Genomic DNA, 21487 nt, shown 5'->3' on the forward strand with positions numbered 1-21487 from the left:
GTTCGGTTCGGAGGGGCCGTAGTTGGTACAGGGCGGTCCGGCTAGGCGCCGGAGCCTTACCCTAAGCCTTTAGAGAGGGCGGATGTTCTCTGCCTGCGGGCCCTTGGGGCCCTGGGTCACATCGAATTCGACCTTCTGGTTTTCATCCAGTGAGCGGTATCCGCTGCTGGCGATTGCCGAATAGTGGGCGAAAACGTCAGCGGACCCGTCGTCGGGGGCAATGAAGCCAAAACCCTTTTCGGCGTTGAACCATTTAACTGTGCCTGTTGCCATGGCTGCATTCCTTCATGTGACTCTGATTCTCTCCGCAGGCACAGTGGCCCGCGGTGCGGAGAACGTCCCCCGCTGTCCCCAACGTACGGGGCGGCGGCGCTGCTTGCAAGGGTATAAGTCCTCTTACGGCACTATAAGTCTGGCTTTCGAGCCAATAATTTTCCCCCACGAACCGTAAACCACCGGGCAAAACCCTCACCACGTGACGGTTCCGGCTGCCCCGTCCACCGTCACCGTCTGCCCGTCGCGCAGCCTCGCGGTGGCGTCGGGAACGCCGACGACGGCGGGGATGCCGTATTCGCGTGCCACCACCGCACCGTGGGAAATGACTCCGCCCATCTCCATCACCAGGGCGCCGGCCGTCATAAAAAGCGGCGTCCAGCCGGGATCAGTCGACGGGGCCACAAGAATTTCCCCGGGTTCCAGGCGGGCACCCACCGGATCCATAACCACACGGACTTTCCCGGTGACCGTGCCGGCCGATGCCGGCGTCCCCGCCAGCCGGTCCGCCGCGTCTGACGGGGCCAGCGCGGCGGCCTTCGCCATGACGGCGGCCTCCACGTCGGTGCCGTCCGAGAGCAGCAGGCGCGGAATCCGCCGTCGCCGGAGTTCGATGTCGTACAGCCGGCGGCGCGGGGCGACGATTCCCTTCAGGTTCGCACCGCGAAGGCCCACCCTCAGCTCCTCGAAGTCCAGGAAGAACACATCGCCGGCCGCAGCGAGGGTGCCGGCCCTCGTCAGCTCCCCTCCAACGGCCAGGAGCTGCCGGTGCATCTCCGCCAGCGCCATCACGATGTAGTACTTGGGCAGTTCCCGCAGTCCGGACAGCTGCCGTGCCCGGCGCAGGCACAGCGCCACCAGCCGCCCCCGCAGCCGGCTCCTGGCCGCCGCCCGTTCCACGAGCTCGCTGACCCGCGCTTCCGCATGATCGGCGGCGCGGGCAAACTGGCGGTCCGGGGCCTGCTCCGCATCCTCGACCCGGAGATAGTTCGAGATCATCCCCAGCAGGTGGTCCGGTTCCTCGGCCCACCGCGGCATCCCCAGGTCGATCTCCGCCACAGCACGGTGGCCGTACTTGGACAGGAACTTCCGCAGCCCGGCCTGCGCAACGCCCGGCAAAGTGGCCGCCTTGTAGAGCGCCGCAAGCTCATCCGGCCCCAGCTCCGTGAACACCCTGCGGGCCTCCGGGTCCCGGCCAAACGACACCGCCAGCTGCCACAGTTCCAGGTCCATAATGGTGGTCACGTTGTGGGGAAGCCCCCGCAGGACCGCCTCAAGCTCGCGCGGTTTGGCAATACCGCGCAACAGCCTGCGGGCCGCGGCCAGCATGAGGTATCCCGCGGACGGAGCGGGCATGGTTGCCTGGATGATCCCATTGACCGTGCTTCCCAGGACGTCCTCCGCGTGCTGCAGCCGCCGCGCCGGGGTCGCAGGCAGGGGGAGCGCCAGCTGGGCTTCGAGCCGGTCCTGGTAGCGCCGCGCCCGGCGCAGTTCCACGTCCGGCCACAGCAGTGTCCTGACCATGGCCGGAAGGAGCCCCGCCATCAGGCCCAGGCTCTGGGTTCCCTCAGTGCCCTGCGCGGCTGTCCCGGCGCGGCGCTGCGTGCGCTTCCGGCCCGGCTTCCTCCGAGCCGGCCGGACAATGCTGAACCGCGGGTCCTCCAGCAGCGAGGGGAAGACCGCGGCCGACCTCCCGTCAGCCAGCGGCAGCAACCTCAACAGCGCCTTGCGGCCGGATTTGCTACGGACGATAGGAGTCAGGTCCACGTACATCCGCAACCCCGGGTACACGTATTTCCAGGGCCCCTTGCTGTTCCGCATGAGGCCCAGCACGGAGAGGCCCATCGGCGTGAGCGGGCGGGTAAGTCCCTGGAGCAGCGTGCCGCACAGGTAGACGCGTGTGTCCCCGCCCGCTGTGCGGTCCGCACCGTCGGGGCCCGGTGATTCGTCCTCCGGCAGCGGATACAGCGTGGTGATGGGCCGCGACTGGGTCAGCCAGGCCTTGCCGCCGGCGTCGATCACCCATTCCACGTCCTGGGGTGCACCAAACAGCCGCTGGGTGGCATCACCGAGTGAAGTCAGTTCGCGCACCTGGGCCGGGTCCAAACTGGTCCCGGTGCCCTGCGGCCCCTTCAAGATCCGAGCAGTGGCCGAGTGCACAACGAAGTGGTCGGGATTCACCGCGCCGGAGACCACGGCCTGCCCCGGTCCCGGGCTGGCATCAATGACAGTCTCCGTGCGCGTCCCGGTCACCGGGTTGGCGGTGAACAGCACGCCGGACGTGCCGGCGTCGACCATCTGTTGAACCACGACGGCGAGACCCACCTCGCGATGGCTGATCCCGTTCGCCGTGCGGTAGGCCACCGCCCGGTCCGTCCAGAGGGAAGCCCAGCAGCGCCGCACTGCCTGGACGACGGCGTCGGCTCCGACGATATCCATGAACGAATCCTGCTGCCCCGCGAAGCTGGCGAAGGGCAGGTCCTCCGCGGTGGCCGATGACCGTACCGCCACTGCCACGTCGTCGCCCATGGCCGCGTACGCCCGGCGGACGGCGGCCTCGACGTCGGGCGGCACCGGTGCCGCCGCCACCGCCTCGCGGGCGCGCCGCGCCAGCTCGTCCCGGACGTCGGCCGCGCCGTCGCCCGTTGAGTCCGGAGCGCCGTCCAGGCGGGAGGCCACGCCGCCGAGTGCCGCGGGGACGGCCATCCGGTAGGCAGCCGTGGTCAGGCAGAAGCCGGGCGGAACAGGAAAGCCTGCCGCCGTGAGTTTGCCAAGGTTCAGCGCCTTGCCGCCCACCAGCGCCAACGACCCGGAGGCAAGCTCGCTGAGCCCCGCAACGAGGCTGTCCCCGGCCCCGCTGCCCGACTGCGGACCAAGGGTTACAGAACCCATGTCCCGCTCCTAGCCGTTGTCGGCGCCCTCGCCGGTGTCCTCCCACATGACATCCAGGTTGCGGAAGATCACGGGTCCGTCGCACAGCTCCGCCATCTTGGCCGCGAACTCCGACGTTTCCGGGCGGCCGGAATTCTCCATCGCAGAGTCAAAGGAATCGAAGTCGACGATGGTGAAATAGGTCCCCGGGTGGTCCCTGTCCGCCGTCGCGACAATGCGGCGGAACGTTGGCGGGGTACTTCCCTCGGTCCTTGACGGACGGCCCAGCTCTTCAATCTCCTTGATGCGGGAGGTCTTGAATTCGATGATCTGCACAAACCCGGCCATGACGGCTCCTCGACGGCGGTGGATGCTGACGCGCTTCACGCTAGCCCCCGCCGCAGGGCGGCGCAAAGGGGAGAAATGCCCTACTTTGCCGGTGCCGTGGCGCTGTCCTGGTGGGAGCCCGGCCGACTACCCGGCCGACTACGGGGTGTGGACTCCCCGGACGGTGCGGTTGCGGCCCAGCGACTTGGCTTGATACAGGGCGCCGTCCGCCGTCGCGATCAGCTCGTCCAGCCCGGCCGTTCCATGGTCTATCGGCGCAATGCCGTAACTCGCCGTGGGCATGCGGAAACCGCCCGGTCCGCGGACCGACCTGAGCTGCCGGTTGATCGCCGCAGTGATGGCCTCTGCCCGGTCCGGGCTTACACCGGGCAGGAGGAAGATGAACTCCTCGCCGCCATAGCGTCCCACCAGGTCTGTTGAGCGGACCGTGTCATTGCAGGCGGCGGCGAACGACTGCAGGGCCACATCACCGGCCGCGTGGCCGTAGGTATCGTTCACCGCCTTGAAGTGGTCAATGTCGGCCAGGATCAAGCAGCCCAGTGCCTGCTTGCGCCGCAGCCGCTGCAGCTCATCGGAGGCCAGTTCCATGAAGGCCGAACGGTTGAGCAGCCCGGTGAGGCCGTCCTGCGTGGCCACAGCGCGGAGGGCGCGGGTCTGCTGTTCGCTGCTGAGCGCAGCCATGCTGAAGGACACCACCACCAGCAGCACCATGGTGACCAGCGTGGTGACCGCGGAGCCGAAGTAGGCAACGAAAACAGGGCCGTCCGGTCCTTCGCCGACGTACACCACCAGCCGGCAGAAGTAGTAGGCGGAGAAGAACCCGGCCGCGATGGCGAGCGGAATCCGGACCCGGGAGTAGCCCGGCTCCAGCCGCCAGAGTTCGCGGGACGCCAGGCCCAGCATGAGGCTCATGAGTGCCAGGAACACGGCCCCTCCGGACCAGACGTTGACGGCTGGGTTCTCCAGGGCTGATGACACGGTCACAACAGCGGGACCTGCCGCCAGCTGCCAGGAACGGGGCCTCGGTGCCCGCAGCGACCGGGCACCTGCCCACACGCAGGTTGCACCGGCGATCAGCAGGCAGTTTCCCAGCGGGTTGGCCCACACCTGATGCGCTGTCCCGTTGAAGAGAAAGGCGGCGGACCCAGCGAGGAAGAGCGTCAGGGCGAGGCACCACCACGCACTGTAGGGGGACCGCGTGCTCCGGTAGGCCGCGAAGTAGAACAGGAGGGCAAGGGTGAACGCGACAACGCCGAAGGCAACCCTGAGGGTTGAGGTGTCGAGCTGCATTCAGTTCCCCCAGTTCGCCACCAAGCGAAGACCCGGACCGTGCGCGCACCCAATTCGTACGCAGACTTAGTATCGCACCCGAAGCGCTCGCAGGGGACTGCCGTTGCAGTCTGTTAAGCCCTGCTTGAGCCCTGCGGTCAGCCGGCCGGGTCAGGGCGTGAGCAGCACCTTGATGGCACGCCGTTCGTCCATGGCTTTGTAGGCCTCGGCAGCTTCCTCCAGCGGCATCACGGAGTCAAACACCCGGCCCGGGTTGATGGTTCCGGCCAGCACGTCCGCCAGCAGTTCGGGGATGTACGTGCGTGCGGGAGCCATGCCGCCGGCGATGGAGACGTTGGAGTCAAACAGGTAGCGCAGCGGAACCTCGGCCCCTCCGGTGGGGACGCCCACAAAGCCAAGCGCGCCGCCCGGGCGGACACAGTGCAGGGCCTGCTCCATGGACTCCTTCGTGCCCACGCATTCCAGCACCGAATCGGCCAGCACACCGCCCAGCAATTCGCGGACCTTGGCCACGCCGTCGTTGCCCCGTTCCTCCACGATGTCCGTGGCGCCGAACTCGCGGGCCAGCGCCTGCCGGTCCGCGTGGCGGGACATGGCGATGATCCGCTCTGCCCCGAGCCGCTTGGCCGCGAGGACACCGCAAAGCCCGACGGCGCCGTCGCCCACCACTACCACCGTCCGCCCGGGCCCGACTTTCGCGGACAGCGCCGCGTGGTGGCCGGTGGCCATGACATCGGAGAGCGTCAGCAGGTTGGCGGTGAGCCCAGCGTCCGGCCCGGTGACTCCCGGCACCTTGACCAGGGTGCTCTCGGCAAGAGGAACCCGGACGGCCTGGCCCTGGCCGCCGTCGATCCGGTGGCCGGTATCGTCGCGGCCGCCCCAGCCGGCCAGGTGGTCGCAGGCAACGGTGACGCCGTTGCGGCACTGCGGGCATTCCCCGCAGCTGATGACGAACGGTGCAATGACGAAATCGCCCGCAGCGAGCGCTGTCACGTCCGCGCCGACGCTTTCCACCACGCCTACGAATTCGTGGCCGATGGCCGTCGGCTTCTTCGTGGGCCTGACGCCCCGGTACGGCCACAGGTCCGAGCCGCAGACGCAGGATGCGGTCACTTTCACCACAACGTCCGTGGGCAGCTGGATGGTGGGGTAGTCGCGGTCTTCGACCCGGATGTCTCCAGGGCCGTGGATGATGGTGGCGCGCATGCGGGCTCCTCAAGTCAGGGGGGCGGGGCTAGGGTCGAGTCTAGACCTCCGTTCCAGAAGGATCCGCTAGCGCATCCCCTCGCGGCGGATGGCGGTGGCGATCGCGGCGGCCCGGGTCTCCACCCCGAGCTTGGCGTAAATATGGGCCAGGTGTGTCTTTACCGTGGCCTCGGAGATGAATAGCCGCTGGCCGAGCTCCCGGTTGCTGAGCCCTTCGATCAGCAGGCTCAGCAGCTCCGCCTCGCGCGGAGTCAGGATCTCGTCCGGGTTCCGCAGTTGCTGGAAGAGCCGCGAAGCCACGGGGGCGCTCATCACGCTCTTGCCCTGGACGGCTCCCCGGATGGCAGCGAAGATCTCCTCCGGCGCGGCGTCCTTGAGCAGGTAGCCCATGGCGCCGGCGTCGACGGCCCGGACGATGTCCGCGTCCGAATCGTAGGTGGTGAACACCAGCACGGCCTGCCTGCCGTCGCGGCGTCGCAGCTGCTTGATGGCCTCGATGCCGTCCATCCCGGCGCCCATGGCGAGGTCCATCACCACCACCGCGGGGCTGAGCTGCTCCGTTTGGACCAGTGCCTCCTCGCCGGAGGCGGCCTCGGCCACCACCTGAATGTCGGGCTGCGTTCCCAGCAGGGCCTTGAGCCCGCTGCGGACCACCAGATGGTCGTCCACCAGCAGCACGGTAATCGGGTTCACTGATCCTCCCCGGTGGGCAGTTGCGCGGCCACGATCGTCCCTTCGCCGGGGGTGCTTTCCACCGAGAATACGCCGCCCAGCTGCTCCACCCGCTGCCGCATGGCGCGGAGTCCGTAGCCTCCGGCGTCCGACGGCGGTGCCAGCGACAGCGGATCGAAGCCGCCGCCGTCGTCGTACACATCCAGAGTGACGGCACCGGCCAGGAACCCCAGCGTCACCGTGGCGTTCGCCGCGCCGGCATGGAGCTTGGTGTTCGCGGCGGCGCTCTGGACCACCCGGAGCAGCGCGTGCCGGACATCCGCCGGGACAGGGCGCGGCTCGCCGGTGACCAGCAGGCGCACGCCCGGGACATACTGCGAGGCAGCCTGCAGCAGGGCATCCGGCAGCGGTGCCGTGTCCAGCCCGGGGGAGGCGAGCTCGTGGACCAGGCTGCGCGTGTCCGCGAGGTTCCGGCGCAGCATACCGCTGGCGTTGAGGACGTCCTCGCGCGCGGCCGGGCTGGGCCAGGACCTGTTCGCGGCTTCCAGGAGAAGCAGGCTGCTGGCCAGGCCCTGCGTAACGGTGTCGTGGATTTCCCGGGACACCCGTTCGCGCTCCTCGATGGTGCCCGCCCTGCGCTCGCTGGCCGCCAGCCGGCCCTGGGCCAGCGACACCTCGGCGTGCAGCCTGCGCTGCTCAGCGGCGTCCTGCTCGATGCGATCGTAGATCAGCGTCAGCATAACGCCCACGGCCAGCGGCCCCAGAAGCATGGCAATATCGCTGCCGCCGCTGAGCCGGAACAGCCCGACGGCGGTGGCCGCCGCCGTCGCGCCGCCCGCCAAATACGCCACCCAGCCGCTGAAGGCGGTCCGGCACAGGAAGAACAGCGCGAACGAGCACCATGCGAAGCTGGGCGCCGCGATCACCAGCACCGCCCAGAGCGCCACCAGGACGAACATCCACACCGCCCACGGCCGCCTGCGCTGGGAGAGCACGGCGATCACGGCATAGAGCGAACACACTGCCGCGGCGAGGGCCAGCACCCACAGGTTGTCCGCCGGGCTGTGCCGCATGACGTAGCGGACCGCTGAGGCCACCAGCAGCACGGCAAAACCAAGATGGACGACGGCGTCGATGCGGCCCAGCGGGCCTCTTCCGGGAGCGCCGTGGTGGGGGAGGGGCTCGGAGGCTTGCGAGGGGACCGGCGCCGCCGGGAGGGCTGATGGTGAGGAGGGCATGGGGGTCCGGTTCCGGTGGAGGAGTGCTACCCACAATGCTAGGGCCCCCGCCGTTGCTGGTCTCTCAGCCTTTTGGCTGATACGCCGAGCCTGATGGGGGAGGCCGGAACAGACCAACGCCCGATGCCTTGCCCCGCCTGGGCGGAAAGGATGGATTCCAGGCCCGGTATGTGATTCCGGGAAGCCCCAGAAGTTCAAGTCCAAGGAGAACCCGTGAAGATGTCCAAGAAGATCGCCGCCGCCGCCGGAGCACTGCTCCTGACCGGCGGGCTGACCGCCGCAGCCAACGCCGGTACCCCAGCTGCCGCCCCTGCACCGGCAGCGGCACCCGCAGCCGTTCCGGCGGCCGATGTCCAGCCGGCCCCGGCAACCGTGGTGGCCCAGAACCGGATCAGCGTCGGTGCCTCCGCGGACGCGGTCAAGGCGGCCCTCGCCAAGTGCCAGGCGGACAAGCTGCCGTTCGTCACAGTGGCCCTGGTGGACAGGTTCGGAACCGTTCAGGCACTCCTCCGCGGCGACAACGCTGCCGAGCACACCATTGAAGCGGCGCAGCAGAAGGCCTACACGGCTGCCGCGTTCGGCACACCCACCAGCGAGCTTGCCAAGCGCATCAACGGCAACGGGCCCAGCATCGCGGACCTCCCCGGCACACTCTTCCTGGCTGGCGGGGTCCCGCTCAAGGTCAACGGGGTCTCCGTGGCGGGCATCGGCGTGGGCGGCGCCCCGGATGGTGCCCTGGATGAAGCGTGCGCAGCCGCCGGCGCTGAGGCCATTGCTGCCGGAACTGCAAAATAGGCTGCGGGCTGCGGCGGTTCAGGACATGGCGTCGGGCACGGCAGCTTTGGCGGCCTTCATCGCCGCAGCCGGCGTCGTGGTCTAGCCCAACTGGGTAGCAGCAGATGTCGTTTTGAGGGTTCAGAACGACATCTGCTGCTACCTACTTGAGTGGGGCTAGACGGCCTCGAGGACGCTCACGTAGTTGGCGATGCCCACGCCGCCCATATTCTGCACGGCGGCGCGTCGGGGGCTGGCGAGCTGCATGCCGCCCGCGGTGCCGGTGAGCTGCATGGCCGCGATGACGTGCTGGGAGACGCCGGTGGCACCCACGGGGTGGCCCTTGGCCTTGAGCCCGCCGGAGACGTTGACTGGCAGCTTGCCGTCCTTGAACACCCAGCCTTCCTCGATGGCGCGGGATCCCTGGCCCGGCTCGGTCAGTCCCATGGCCTCGTACATGAGCAGCTCGGCAATGGTGAAGCAGTCGTGGACTTCGGCGAAGTCCAGGTCTTCAAGCCCGACGCCGGCCATCCCCAGCGCGCGCTGCCAGGACACGCGGGTAGCGGCGAAGGCGGTGGGGTCCCGCCGTTCGGCCGGGAAGAAATCATTCGCGTGGCCGATGCCTGCGAGCCGGACGGGGGCGGTGGCCCCGCCGGTGGGCGAGACGGAAAGCACGACTGCGGCTGCGCCGTCGGACACGGGGGAGCAGTCGGTGCGGCGCAGCGGGTCGGCGACCATCGGGTTTTTGTCCGAGACGGTGCGGCAGAACTCCTCTCCGAGGTCCTTGCGGAGCTGGGCGTAGGGGTTGTCCACGCCGTTGCGGTGGTTCTTCGCGGCGATGGTGCCCAGGACATCCGAGACCGGTCCATAGCGCTTCTCGTAGTGCTTGGCGACCTCGGCGAACAGGCCGGTGAAGCCGGTGGTGGAGGCTTTGCCGGCCATGTCGTAGTCCGCGCCCAGCAGGGCGGCCCCGACGACGTCGGCGCCTGCTTGGGTCATCTTCTCGGCCCCGATCACAAGGACGGTCTTCGCGGTTCCGGCCAGCAGCGACTTGGTGCCCTGCTGGAACGCGGCCGAGCCGGATGCGCAGGCGTTCTCCACGCGGGTGGACGGGACGTTGGCCAGTTGCTCCGAGACCTGCAGGGCCAGTGAGGACGGGAAGGCCAGCGGCATCATGCCGGAGTTGAACTGGCCGAGGTAGATTTCGTCGATCTGGCCCGGCTCGATGCCGGCGTTGCCAATCGCCTCCGTGGCGACCTGGACGATCAGGGACTCCAGGGTCTCGTCCGTAAGTTTGCCGAAGCGGCTGTGGCCCCAGCCGGTGAGCAGGACATCCTTGCCGAACTGGTCTTTGAGGCTCATGCTGTGGCTCCTTCAAGGGTGCTGGCTTCAATGGTGCGGGCTTCAATGGTTGGGGGTGAATCGAGGGAGGGGGCGACGTCGAAGGCGGCCTCGGTCTTCCCGCGGATCTCCTCAACACTGACGCCCGGGGCGAGGCGGGTCAGCGTGAGCTGCCGGCCGCCGTCGTCCGCGTTTTCGAGGTCGAAGACCGCGAGGTCGCTGATGATCCGGTCCACGCAGCTCAGGCCGGTGAGCGGGAGGGTGCATTCCTTCACGATCTTGGCGGTGCCGTCCTTGGCATTGTGTTCGGTGAGGACCACCACGCGCGGGGTTCCGGCGACGAGGTCCATGGCGCCGCCCATGCCTTTGACCATCTTTCCGGGGATGGTCCAGTTGGCGAGGTCGCCGCTGCCGGAGACCTGCATGGCGCCCAGGATCGCGACCTTGACGTGGCCGCCGCGGATCATGCCGAAGGACGTGGCGGAGTCGAAGATGCTGCCGCCGGGAAGGACGGTGACGGTCTGCTTGCCGGCGTTGATGAGGTCCGCGTCCTCCTCGCCCTCGTAGGGGAAGGGGCCCATGCCGAGCAGGCCGTTCTCGCTTTGCAGGACGACGCGGACGCCGTCGGGCAGGTTGTTGGCCACCAGCGTGGGGATGCCGATGCCGAGGTTGACGTAATCGCCGTCGTGCAGTTCTTCGGCCGCGATGGCAGCCATTTCATCCCTGGTCCAGGCCATGGGGTTCTCCTTGGGTCTTGAAGTCTTGGGGGCTTAAGTGTTCGTTCGCGCTGTGGCGCCGGGCTGCGGGCGTCAGGCGGGGACAGGCTCGTTGGCGCGGGAGCGGACCGTGCGCTGTTCGATGTCCTTGACCCGGGCGCGGGCGTGCACCAGGCGCTGGACGAAGACGCCGGGGGTGATGATGTGGTTGGGGTCCAGCGTGCCCGGTTCCACGATGACTTCCGCTTCGGCGATGGTTACGGCGCCTGCCGTGGCCACCACCGGGTTGAAGTTCTGGGCGGTGTAACGGTAGATCAGGTTGCCGTCGGTATCGGCCGTGTGCGCGTGCACCAGCGCGACATCGGCTTTGATGGCGCGTTCCTGGACGTACGTCTCGCCGTCGAACTCGGCGAGCGGCTTACCTTCGGCAACAAGGGTCCCGACGCCGGTCTTGGTGTAGAACGCCGGGATGCCGGCGCCGCCGGCACGGAGGCGCTCGGCGAGGGTGCCCTGCGGGGTGAACTCCACCTCCAGCTTGCCGGCAAGGTACTGCTCGGCGAAGAGCTTGTTCTCGCCCACATAGGAGGCAATGACTTTGCGGACCTGTCCGGCTTCGATCAGGATGCCGAGGCCCTTGCCGTCCACGCCCATGTTGTTGGACACCACGGTGAGGTCTTTGACGCCGGAATCGCGGACCGCCTCGATCAGGTCAGCCGGGATGCCGCTGAGGCCAAAGCCTCCGACGGCGAGCGTCATGCCGTCCCGCAGTATGTCCTGCAGGGCCGCGGCCGCTCCGGATTTCAGCTTTGACATTGGATCTCCTCGTTGAGCTCTTGACGCAATCCACGTTGTGGACTGTTCCTCTGTTGCTGGAGCCTACGGTTCCGAAATAGGCACTGTCAATGGTTGATTTTGGTCCAAAAGACGGCATTTTTACAGTGTGGACGGTAGACTGGCGAGTGTCCATAATATGGATGATTTAGGTGGATCTACGTAAATTCCGAGGAAAAAAGATGTCTTCATTACCGGTCCAGGGCGCACAAGTCGTCAGCCGCGTCGCGTCCCTGCTGCGCATTGTCGGACGGAAGCCGGAAGGTTCCCCGCTTGTGGAACTCGTCAGGGAATCCGGGCTCACCCGCCCCACAGTGCACCGGCTGCTTTCCTCACTGGCTTCGGAGGGGCTGCTGGACCAGGAACCGCAGAGCGGGAACTGGGTCCTGGGTCCGGAGATCCTGCTGATGGGGTCCGTGGCCTCAGCCCGCTTCCCGCTCGAAGACATCGCCCGGCCCAGCCTCCGCCGACTCGCCGAAGAGACCGGCGAAAGCGCGTTCTTCTCCATCCGCCGGGGGACGGAAACAGTGTGCCTGCTCCGCGAGGAAGGCAGCTTCCCGGTGCGCTCCTTTGTGTTGCACGAAGGCGTCCGGTTCCCGCTGGGGGTAGCGTCCGCCGGAACCGCGATCATGGCGTTCCTTCCCGAAGCGGAGCAGGAGGAGCTTCTGGCGGACTGGCCCAAGCATGCGGGCAGTTTTGCGGCAGGCCACACGGAGGCATTGGTCCGGGAAAGCCTGGCCAAGACCCGGCAGGCCGGTTACTCGGTGAATCCGGGGCTCGTGCTGGAGGGCAGCTGGGGGATGGGCGCAGCGGTATTCGACCAGCGCGGGCGCCCCGCCTGGGCGTTGTCGCTGACCGGGATCGAGCCGCGGTTCCGGGGCGAACGGCAGGAGACCCTGGGCCGTCTCCTGATGGAGGAAGCGCACCGGATCTCCACGCTGCTGACACGGTCGCCGGGCGGCGCCTGACGTTGAGCGGCGAGTATCGACAAATCCGTTGCCCCGGAGCACGATTGGACTGTATCGGCAGTGTCCAATGCGGCAGCTGCGAGCCTGTAATTCTTCGGAAGTTCACCGCAGGCGCGCCACGCCTCATACCGGGCGCGTCGGCTCATATTGACTTCTTTCCCGCCTAAGCCTGGGTAGCCCCGGGGGAGGAGAAACGTGGCTGGCGTCTGCCGGGCCGACGTCGTGATTGGCAATGCCGGAACCGTCGGACCGGTCTCCCGGCCGTCAACAACAACACAGGGAAACACACAGAAGGAATGAGTCTTATGGCTCTCCAAAAAGAAAACCGCCGAATGGTGCGCGCGCTCCTGGCGGCGTTAATCTCGCTGCTGATGCCGGTGGCACTCAGTGGCACCGCCGCCGCGGACGGCGGGAAATCACCCAGGACCTGGACTGTCCAGGTCGGTTCCGAGTCATCGGACCAGGCGATCCAGGGGATGTCCTTCCTCCCGGAAAATATCTACATCAATGCGGGCGACAAGATCACCTGGAAAGCGAACGCGGCAGAAATCCATACCGTGACGTTCCTTGCCGAAGGCCAGTCGCTGGAGTCCACGCAGCCGTTCAACCCAAGCAATCCCCAGTACGTTGAAGCGCAGGGGGGCAAGTCCTACGACGGAAAGTCGTACTACAACTCAGGTGTCATGACGAACGTGTCAGACAGCGGCTTCAATGAAGTGGGACGCTACACGCTGAAATTCCCGGACACGGGCGAGTTCACGTACTACTGCCTGGTTCATGGCATGGCCATGAAGGGGACCGTTCACGTGCGGGATGCCGGCACTGACTACCCCTACACCCAGTCGCAGTACGACCGTCAGTCGAACAAACAGGAGCGGAGGATCCTGCGCGACGGCTACGAGCAGTGGGACGCAGCGCGGGCCAAAGCCGATGACCATACCGTCATCGCAGGCACCGACAATGAGACGGCCATGCTGATGCGGTTCGTCCGCTCCCACATCGTGGTCCATGTTGGCGACGAAGTGACCTTCGTAAATGACGGCATGGGAGCCCCGCACACCGTCACCTTCGGCGAGGAACCGGCCGACGAGTTTGCATCCGTGGGCGATCCTGCCGACTTCACCGGCGGTGACCTCAGTTCCGGCCTGATGCTGCCGAAGAGCACCTTCACCGTGAAGTTCAACAAGGCCGGGGAGTTCGATTACATCTGTGCCCTCCACGACTTCATGGGGATGAAGGGCACAGTGGAAGTCCGGGACTGACCGGGACCGGCGGACGCTAGTGAATGAATCCGGCGGCCGGGAGGTGGTCAGGCCCGGCCGCCGTGGGGCACTTTGACACGGACACGCCGTTATTTCGGGCCGAAACGGGCCAACCAAGGCTCAAAGTGCCCCGGTTAGGCCTGCAGGCCTACAGGGCTACAGGGCTACAGCCCGACCCGGGGCTCCTCCGGGCCCTGGCCCCTCCACCAGGTGTCGAAGATGGTGACCGGGACCGTGCGCTTGTGGCGGGTGCGGAGGTATTTCTGCTCGATCGATTCGGCAACGGCGTCCGGGACTTCGCGTCCTTCGAGGTAGTCGTCGATCTGGTCGTAACTGATGCCCAGCTCGTCTTCGTCCGTGCGGCCGGGCTTGCCGTCAAGGAGATCGGCCGTGGGGACCTTCTCCCAGATCCGAGCGGGGGCGCCGAGCTCGGCGAGGAGTGCCCGGTTCTGGCGCTTGTTCAGCCCGAACAGCGGCAGGATGTCCGCGCCGCCGTCGCCGTACTTGGTAAAGAAGCCCGTGACTGACTCGGCGCCGTGGTCGGTTCCGATGACCAAGTAGTTGTGCTCGCCGGCGAGGGCGTACTGCGCGATCATGCGGGTGCGGGCCTTGGTGTTGCCCTTGTGGAAGTCGGAGATCCCGTTGCCCACGGTCTTCTCGAACTCTTCCTCGAAGCCGTCCACTGCGGCGGAGATGTTGAAGGTCCACTCCGTCTTGGCCTGGATGAAGTCGAGGGCGGCCTGGGCGTCGTCCTCATCGTGCTGCACGCCGTAGGGCAGGCGGACCGCCACGAAATTGGCTTCCGTCCCTTCCGCGGTCAGCTCTTCGACGGCAAGCTGGGCAAGCCGGCCCGCGAGCGAGGAATCAAGGCCTCCGGAGATGCCCAGGACGAAGCCCTTAGTGTGCGTTGCCTTGAGGTATTCCTTCAGGAACGTGACGCGTTTGCGCACCTCCCCGGCGGGGTCGATCCGGGGCTGGACGCCCATTTCTTCAATGATGCTGGCCTGGAGTTCGCGCATGTGATCCAGACTAGTCAGCAGTGTCAACCATGCTCAACTGTGTCCGCCTCAATCCGGCCGGGCACTACCGCGCGCCAGGCTCAGGCGCCGGCCCGGTAGAGCCGCGGACGGTCAAGTGGGTGGGCATCACGGCAAGCCGTCTGGTGGTTCCGCCGTGGAGCGGATTCAACTGCGACAGAAGCATGGATACAGCCACGCGTCCGGCCTGCTCGATCGGCGAGGAGATCGTTGTCAGAGGAGGATTGCAGAAATCAGCGCCGAAAATGTCGTCACAGCCGACGATGCTCATGTCCTCAGGCACCCGGATGCCCCGCTCGCGCAATCGCTGGAGCATGCCAATGGCCAGCAGGTCATTGAAGACGATGCATGCCGTGGCCCCGGTGCGCACGGCGGCGTCAGCGGCTGCCGCTCCGGACGTGGTTTTCGGCGTGAAGGGGCCGATCCTGTGCGTTTCGAGTCCTCTTTGGGCGGAGTCCTCCTCGAAGATTTTCCAGCGCCGCAAGTTGGACCACGACGTCGGCGGGCCGCTCACGTAGCAGACCCGGTGATGGCCGAGGGATACGAGGTGTTCCAATGCCTGGATCATGGCGGACGGCGTATCGATCACCACGGTGGGCGCGTTCGCTGACGCGCGATTGATGGTAACCAGCGGCTGCGAACCGGACACCTCGGCAAGCTGCGCGTCCGTCAGGCGCGATGCCGCCAGGATAAATCCGTCCGCTGACCGCCGCATTTTGTGAAGTGCCTCAAGCTCCATCTCGCTGGACTCTTCAGTGTCTACCAGGAGCTGAGTGAGACCGGCGGCCTTGAGCTGGTGCTGCGTCCCCCGGATGATGTCGAAATAGAAGGGGTTGGTGATGTCCGGCACCAGGACCGCTACGGTGTCGGTGCGACCCGAACTGAGTCCCCTCGCCTGCGAGCTGGGCACGTAGTTAAGCCGGGCTGCGGCCTCTTCGATCCGTTCCCGGGTGTGCCGGTTTACGCGGTCCGGCTTGGACAATGCGCGCGAAACCGTGGAGGTGGCCACTCCGGCCAGCTCAGCTACGTCCTTGATTGTTGGCATTCTTTCGGCGGGGGGCCTGCGGTCCGCCGACCCGTTCTCCCCTGCATCCACCACCGCAGAGCTCATGGATAAGTCCTTTCATGGGGCCGACGCATCGCCCCCGGGCAGTGTGCGCGGCGGGCTTGGTGCAGTGCCTGTGGCTATCATCTCAACACCTTTGGCAACTTTTGGCAATCGCTTGCCGCAACGTTGCCCCATCCCTAGACTGGGTTCCGAATCGCCTGCAGTGATGTGCGCCACATGACGTTGTGGCCATGTGGGTGTCCTAGAGGAGAAAACAATGAGGTTTAGATCGTCTTCCGGGCTTGCGGCAATCGTTACGGCCGCGGCCTTGGCAATGACCGGCTGCGGCGCGGGCTCAGGAACCACCGGTGGTTCAACAAACGCAGACGGGAAGGTCGACGGCACGGGCAAGACGCTGAACGTCCTGGTCGGCGTCCTGAGCCAGTACCCGGAACAGCAGAAAAAGTGGCAGAGCGACATTGCGGCCAAGTTCAAGGCGGAGACCGGGGCCGACGTGAAGTTTGAAACCTTTGCCTCGGCCAACGATGAGCTCACGCGCATCCAGACCTCCGTAGTATCGGGTCAAGGCCCGGACATCTACGGGCTTGGGACAACGTTCACTCCCACCGCAGTTGCCACCAAGGCCTTCGTGACCCTCTCTGACGACGACTGGAAAAAGGTTGGCGGCAAGGACCGGTTCAACAAGGCAGCGCTGGGTATCTCGGGTCCGGACGAGCAGCACCAAGCGGGCATCCCGTTCGTCAGCCGCCCCTTCGTGATGGCCTACAACAAGGAAGTTCTTGCTGCTGCGGGCATCGAGAAGCCTGCCACCACATGGGACGAGCTCGCAGAGCAGGCCAAGAAAATGACCAAGGACGGCACCTACGGCATCGCCACCGGGTACAAAGACGCCTACGACCCCTGGAAGTTCATCTGGGCCATGTCCGTCCAGGCCGGCAACCCCCTGGTGGATGGCAAGAACCTCAAGATGGATGATCCCACCGTGAAGAAGGCGTACGAAACCTACTTCGGCTGGCTGACCAAGGACAAAGTCGTGGACCCCGCCTCTGTCGGCTGGAGCAACAGCAATGCCGTTGCCTCCTTTGCCAGCGGAAAAGCAGGCTACTTGATGATGACAACCTCGAGTTCCATCCCGACGCTGGACAAGTCGGCCGTGGCCGGCAAGTACGAATACGCGCTGATGCCCACCACCGCACCCGGCGAATCAGGCCCGAAGAGTGACGGCGGAAGTGCCGCGAGTATCCTCTCCGGAGACAACCTTGTCGTCGCTGACTACTCGCAGCAGAAGGACCTGGCGTTCGCCTACATCAAGCTCATTACTTCCAAGGATGAGCAGCTCAACTACCAGAAGACTTTCGGCGACCTTCCGGCGAACGCCGAAGCACTGGCCAGCCTCACTGATCCTAAGCTCAAGCCGATCGCCGATGCCGCAGCCAAGTCCAAGGCCACCCCTTTCACCGGGGCCTGGGGCGATATCCAGCTCGGGCTTCTGAACGTGACCGTGCAGTCGATTCCGGAACTGTCCAAGGGAAGCATCGACGACTCCGCCCTTGAAACAAGGATCAAGGAGGCGCAGACGAAGGGTCAGGCGTCCCTCGACCGCGCTTCAAAAGGATAAGTACTAATGTCTACTGACGCTTCAAACGAAGTCCTGCTTGCAGCGGAGTCCGCCGCAAGCAGGACCTCCCGGAAAACGTCCGCCGTCACGGAACCGCCATCAGCAGGGGAGCCACCCGTAAACCGGCCAACAGGTCGCCGAAAGGGACTGAGCGAGCGCGACCGTCCGCTCTGGATGCTCATCCCTGGCGGCGCGCTGATGCTCATCATCATCGTTCTACCCCTGGTACTGGGCATCTACATGTCCGCCCTCAATCTGGATCAGTACACACTGCGCCGATGGATAAGTTCTCCGTTCATTGGAGTGGAAAACTTTGTCGAGGCAATAACCACATCGCCCCTGCTCCACTCCGTCTGGCTGAGTGTCAGCTATTCGCTGCTCGCCATGGTGGTGACCCTGCCGCTGGGCATTGCTGCCGCCGTTGCCACCCAGAACGCGTTCAAAGGACGGGCCGTGGTGAGGTCCATCTTCCTCATCCCTTATGTGCTTCCCTCGTTCGTGGTCGCCACCGTGTGGCGCACCATGTTCCAGCCGGACGGCATCATCGACAAGGCACTCGGCACGGTGGGCATCGAAACCGGACTGTGGCTTAACGGGCCGCAGACTTTCTGGACGCTCGTCCTGGTGCAGATCTGGGCATCCTGGCCGTTCATCTACCTCCTGGCACTTTCGGGGCTTCAGGCGGTGGATCATGAGGTCCATGAGGCTTCGGCCCTTGACGGAGCGCTCTGGTGGAACAAACTGCGCTACGTAATTTTCCCCTACCTGAAGGGTCCGCTCTCGCTCGCATTCCTGATCGGAATGCTGCACCACATCAACAACTTCACGCTCCCCTTCGTCCTTTTCGGCGTCCCGGCGCCGTCCGACGTCGAGGTTCTGCCCATCCTGACCTACGTCACCAGCTTCCAGAGCTTCCGCTTCGGCCTCAGCGCAGCAATGGCATTTATCTCACTGGTGCTGATCGCCATTCCGCTTTTCGTTTACCTGCGTGCCGTCAAGCTTGACGACGCCGAAACACCTGGAGGAAAGAAATGAGCACCTCCGTAGCGAGTAGGCTCCGCGCCGCCGAGGCCTCGGTTCCCCGTCCGGGCTCCGCCCGGCAGCACGAAGTCACGCGGCTGCTTCCACGTCCACTCCTTGCCATCATTCTGGTGTTCCTGGGCGCACTCGTCCTCATCCCTGTGCTGTACATTTTCCTGGCATCGGTAAATTCGGACATTGGGGTCGCCAACGGTGAGTTCTGGCCCTCCACGGTCACCTTCGAGAACTATTCGAAGATCTGGACCAGCGTGGGACTGGCCACTGGCCTTGCCAACAGCGTCCTGGTTGCCGGCGCCACGGCGGTCGTCTCGGCAGCCCTGTCAGTGTCAACCGCGTTTGTGCTGGTCCGCTACAGCTTCCGCGGCCGACTCACCATCCTGCGGGGACTCCTTGCACTGCAGTCCGTGCCCGGAACGCTCATGGTGCTCCCGGTCTTCGTGCTGTTTTCTTCGGCAGCCACGTATCTGGGCATCCAGGTAATCGGTACCCAATGGGGATTGTTCGTCACGTACCTGACGTTCGCCATGCCTTTCTCCACGTGGGTCATGGTCACCTACTTACGCGGGCTTCCGCGTGAACTGGAGGAAGCGGCACGCATCGACGGCGCCAGCAACGTGGGCGTCCTGTTCAGGATCGTTCTCCCCTTGAGCTGGCCCGGCATTGTCGTTTCGGGCATCTTCGCCTTTCTGCTTGGCTGGAACGATGTCCTGTTCGCGTCCGTCATGACCCGTCCCGAAAGCCAGACCGCGGCCGTTGCACTGCAGATTTTCGGCGCGTCCCAGGAAGGTGGCGCTATCCCGTACTACGGCCAGATGATGGCCGCGGCCCTGGTCTGCGCAGCCCCCGTGGTGATTCTTTACCTGATTTTCCAGCGTTATCTAGTTGGCGGGCTGACCGCCGGAGGAGTTAAGTAACCATGGTTTCAACCACCCAGGTTTCGTGGCCGCTGTCAGGCTTCGGGGATGAGATCGACGACGACCCCGCCGTCCAGATCGCCGTGCTCCAGGCGCTCGGCGCCAACCACATTGAGGTGCGCAGCGCTTGGGGCACCAACATCGTGGACCTCTCCGACGACCAGCTCCGCACCTTCGCCGAGCTGCTGACGGCGAAGGACATGAAGGTTTCGGCCATCGCCTCCCCGATCGGGAAGGTCGACGTCAGCCTTCCGGTGGAACACGAGGTGGAACGCCTGCGCCGTGCCGCCAACGCAGCCAAAGTCCTTGGCGCGAAGTACATCCGCATTTTCTCCTTCTACTACGGCGAGTCAGTGCCCGTGGACAGCATCCGTGACGCCGTAATGGAACGGATGAGCGCGCTGGCTGCCGTCGCTGAGGAAGAAGGCGTGGTTCTGCTGCACGAGAACGAGAAGGACATTTTCGGCGACGTTCCGGACCGTGTGCTGGACATCATCGAATCCGTGAACTCGCCGGCGCTGAAAGTGGCCTGGGACGCGGCCAACTTCGTGCAGGTGGGCGTAAAGCCGTTCGACGAAGCATACGGGAAGCTCCGCCCTCACCTGGAGTACCTGCAGGTCAAGGACGCTCTTTTTGCCAACGGGCATGTGGTTCCGGCAGGGGAAGGCGACGGCGACGTGCTGCGCACCGTGGAGGCGCTCAAGGCCGACGGCTTCACTGGCTTCGCTTCCCTTGAACCCCACCTTGCCGGCGCGCACGGACTCGGCGGATTTTCCGGCCCCACGGCATTCGGGATTGCCGCCCGGGCGTTTGCAAAAGTCACAGCAGAAGCAGGAGTCCAGACAGTATGAATGAGACATTGAAGGTAGCAATCACGGGATGCGGCGTCATCGGCCGCACCCACGCAGTTGCCCTGCAGGAATTCCCCGGGACCAGCATTGAGGCGCTGGTTGACGCCATCCCGGACGCGGCCGAGTCCCTTGCCGACTTCATCGAGGCGAGTGGGCGGCCGAGGCCCTCCGTCTTCGCTACCATCAGTTTGGCGCTGGCCGCCAAAGAAATTGATCTGGTGGCTCTGGCCACTCCCAGTGGACTGCACATCCAGCAGGGGCTTGAAGTCCTGGCGGCCGGTAAGCACGTGGTCATCGAAAAGCCGCTTGACGTCGATCTGAGCCGTGCCCAGGAGATCGAGGCGGCAGCAAACGAAGCCGCCAGCCGCGGCGTCGTCGCCTCCGTGATCAGCCAGCACCGTTTTGACCAGGCGAGCGTTGCCGTTGCGGATGCCGTGGCCAAGGGCCGCTTTGGCCGGCTAACCTCCGCTATCGCCTCCGTGGCGTGGTGGCGGGGGCAGGGCTACTACGATTCCGGGGACTGGCGCGGCACCTGGTCGATGGACGGCGGCGGAGCCCTCATGAACCAGGGTGTCCACACAGTGGACCTGCTCCTGTGGTTCATGGGCCGGCCGGTGGAGATCCACGCCCACACGGCCCGCCTGGCACACGAGCGGATCGAGGTGGAAGACACCGCCGTTGCCACCGTGACATTCGAAAACGGCGGCCTGGCCGTCCTGCATGCCACGACGGCCGCCTACCCGGGGCTGACGGTGCGGGTCCAGCTCATGGGCTCGGAAGGCTCCGCGGTGGTGGACAACGACCAGTTGCAGTATTTCCACGCCAAGGACATCGGCGACGCGTCCGCGGACATGGGGCTCCAGGGCGGAGGCAACCAGGCACAGGAGGAACTTGCCAAGTACCCGGCAGAGGACTACGAGGCCAAGGATCCCACGGTGTACCCGGCCGGCCATGTCCGCCAGTACCGCGACATCTTGGGGGCCATCGCCGAGGGCCGCCAGCCTGGCGTGACCGTTAGCGATGCAGTCAACGCCCTGGCCACCGTCCGCGCCGTCTACGTGTCGGCCACCCTTAACCAGGCGGTCCTGTTCGAGGACGTCCTGGCAGGAAAGTACAACGACCTTGAAGTCCGTACAGGATCCACTTCGACAGAAAGCGCCTGAAGCG

General features: G+C 65.8%; 20 protein-coding genes. 8 read left to right on the top strand and 12 right to left on the bottom strand.

The features are described from left to right. Positions 1-69 precede the first annotated feature (69 nt). The 7 genes from AC1DRE_RS07590 to AC1DRE_RS07620 all read right to left on the bottom strand — a co-directional run bounded on the left by AC1DRE_RS07590 (position 70) and on the right by AC1DRE_RS07620 (position 7898). Complete coding sequence (locus tag AC1DRE_RS07590; protein ID WP_013599688.1) at positions 70-273, bottom strand: cold-shock protein; 204 nt, start codon at positions 271-273, stop codon at positions 70-72. Between the two features lie 195 nt (positions 274-468). Then, positions 469-3165 (bottom strand): PEP/pyruvate-binding domain-containing protein, encoded by a 2697-nt coding sequence (locus AC1DRE_RS07595; protein ID WP_476984051.1) that lies wholly within the window; start codon positions 3163-3165, stop codon positions 469-471. 9 nt (positions 3166-3174) lie between these two features. Beyond that, positions 3175-3492: a hypothetical protein gene (locus AC1DRE_RS07600; RefSeq protein ID WP_476984052.1), complete on the bottom strand. Its 318-nt coding sequence runs from the start codon at positions 3490-3492 to the stop codon at positions 3175-3177. Between the two features lie 138 nt (positions 3493-3630). Next, entirely contained in the window at positions 3631-4782 is a 1152-nt protein-coding gene (locus AC1DRE_RS07605) for a GGDEF domain-containing protein (protein ID WP_476984053.1), read from the bottom strand. A gap of 150 nt (positions 4783-4932) precedes the next feature. Beyond that, positions 4933-5988 (bottom strand): zinc-dependent alcohol dehydrogenase family protein, encoded by a 1056-nt coding sequence (locus AC1DRE_RS07610; RefSeq protein WP_476984054.1) that lies wholly within the window; start codon positions 5986-5988, stop codon positions 4933-4935. A 66-nt stretch (positions 5989-6054) separates the two neighbouring features. After that, a complete protein-coding gene (locus AC1DRE_RS07615; RefSeq protein WP_476984055.1) occupies positions 6055-6681 on the bottom strand; it encodes a response regulator in 627 nt (208 codons plus the stop codon). Next, positions 6678-7898 carry a sensor histidine kinase gene (locus AC1DRE_RS07620; RefSeq protein ID WP_476984056.1) on the bottom strand — a complete coding sequence of 407 codons (1221 nt, stop codon included), beginning with the start codon at positions 7896-7898 and terminating at the stop codon, positions 6678-6680. Before AC1DRE_RS07620 ends, AC1DRE_RS07615 begins: the two co-directional genes overlap by 4 nt. 219 nt (positions 7899-8117) lie before the next feature. Between AC1DRE_RS07620 and AC1DRE_RS07625 the strand changes: the two genes are divergently transcribed. Further along, positions 8118-8693, top strand: coding sequence for a GlcG/HbpS family heme-binding protein (locus tag AC1DRE_RS07625; RefSeq protein ID WP_476984155.1), 576 nt, complete (start codon positions 8118-8120; stop codon positions 8691-8693). A gap of 156 nt (positions 8694-8849) precedes the next feature. Here the strand turns inward: AC1DRE_RS07625 and AC1DRE_RS07630 are convergent, their stop codons facing one another. The 3 genes from AC1DRE_RS07630 to AC1DRE_RS07640 all read right to left on the bottom strand — a co-directional run bounded on the left by AC1DRE_RS07630 (position 8850) and on the right by AC1DRE_RS07640 (position 11542). Further along, positions 8850-10034 carry an acetyl-CoA acetyltransferase gene (locus AC1DRE_RS07630; RefSeq protein WP_476984057.1) on the bottom strand — a complete coding sequence of 395 codons (1185 nt, stop codon included), beginning with the start codon at positions 10032-10034 and terminating at the stop codon, positions 8850-8852. Further along, on the bottom strand, positions 10031-10750 hold the full coding sequence (locus AC1DRE_RS07635) for a CoA transferase subunit B (RefSeq protein WP_476984058.1): 720 nt from the start codon (positions 10748-10750) through the stop codon (positions 10031-10033). The genes AC1DRE_RS07630 and AC1DRE_RS07635 overlap by 4 nt, the downstream gene beginning before the upstream one ends. Positions 10751-10822: 72 nt before the next feature. After that, positions 10823-11542 carry a CoA transferase subunit A gene (locus AC1DRE_RS07640; RefSeq protein ID WP_476984059.1) on the bottom strand — a complete coding sequence of 240 codons (720 nt, stop codon included), beginning with the start codon at positions 11540-11542 and terminating at the stop codon, positions 10823-10825. A gap of 200 nt (positions 11543-11742) precedes the next feature. Here AC1DRE_RS07640 and AC1DRE_RS07645 point away from each other — a divergent pair, with 200 nt between their 5' ends. Then, positions 11743-12528, top strand: a complete 786-nt coding sequence (locus tag AC1DRE_RS07645) for an IclR family transcriptional regulator (protein WP_476984060.1) — start codon at positions 11743-11745, stop codon at positions 12526-12528. A 305-nt stretch (positions 12529-12833) separates the two neighbouring features. Next, positions 12834-13790 (top strand): plastocyanin/azurin family copper-binding protein, encoded by a 957-nt coding sequence (locus tag AC1DRE_RS07650; RefSeq protein WP_476984061.1) that lies wholly within the window; start codon positions 12834-12836, stop codon positions 13788-13790. A gap of 164 nt (positions 13791-13954) precedes the next feature. Here AC1DRE_RS07650 and nadE read toward each other — a convergent pair whose 3' ends face one another. Next, positions 13955-14809, bottom strand: a complete 855-nt coding sequence (gene nadE, locus AC1DRE_RS07655; protein WP_476984062.1) for an ammonia-dependent NAD(+) synthetase — start codon at positions 14807-14809, stop codon at positions 13955-13957. A gap of 64 nt (positions 14810-14873) precedes the next feature. After that, positions 14874-15938 (bottom strand): LacI family DNA-binding transcriptional regulator, encoded by a 1065-nt coding sequence (locus AC1DRE_RS07660; RefSeq protein WP_476984063.1) that lies wholly within the window; start codon positions 15936-15938, stop codon positions 14874-14876. 214 nt (positions 15939-16152) lie between these two features. Here AC1DRE_RS07660 and AC1DRE_RS07665 point away from each other — a divergent pair, with 214 nt between their 5' ends. Genes AC1DRE_RS07665 through AC1DRE_RS07685 form a run of 5 tightly spaced genes read left to right on the top strand, consistent with a single transcriptional unit; the run spans position 16153 to position 21483 of the window. Then, the gene (locus tag AC1DRE_RS07665) at positions 16153-17514 is read left to right on the top strand and encodes an ABC transporter substrate-binding protein (RefSeq protein WP_476984064.1); all 1362 of its coding nucleotides are present in this window, start codon (positions 16153-16155) and stop codon (positions 17512-17514) included. A gap of 6 nt (positions 17515-17520) precedes the next feature. Further along, positions 17521-18549 (top strand): carbohydrate ABC transporter permease, encoded by a 1029-nt coding sequence (locus tag AC1DRE_RS07670; RefSeq protein WP_476984065.1) that lies wholly within the window; start codon positions 17521-17523, stop codon positions 18547-18549. Beyond that, complete coding sequence (locus AC1DRE_RS07675) at positions 18546-19469, top strand: carbohydrate ABC transporter permease (RefSeq protein WP_476984066.1); 924 nt, start codon at positions 18546-18548, stop codon at positions 19467-19469. Before AC1DRE_RS07670 ends, AC1DRE_RS07675 begins: the two co-directional genes overlap by 4 nt. 2 nt (positions 19470-19471) lie before the next feature. Continuing rightward, positions 19472-20320 carry a sugar phosphate isomerase/epimerase family protein gene (locus AC1DRE_RS07680; protein ID WP_476984067.1) on the top strand — a complete coding sequence of 283 codons (849 nt, stop codon included), beginning with the start codon at positions 19472-19474 and terminating at the stop codon, positions 20318-20320. Then, positions 20317-21483: a Gfo/Idh/MocA family protein gene (locus AC1DRE_RS07685; RefSeq protein ID WP_476984068.1), complete on the top strand. Its 1167-nt coding sequence runs from the start codon at positions 20317-20319 to the stop codon at positions 21481-21483. The genes AC1DRE_RS07680 and AC1DRE_RS07685 overlap by 4 nt, the downstream gene beginning before the upstream one ends. Positions 21484-21487: the final 4 nt, after the last annotated feature.

This window comes from Arthrobacter sp. P4_H3, assembly GCF_056400885.1.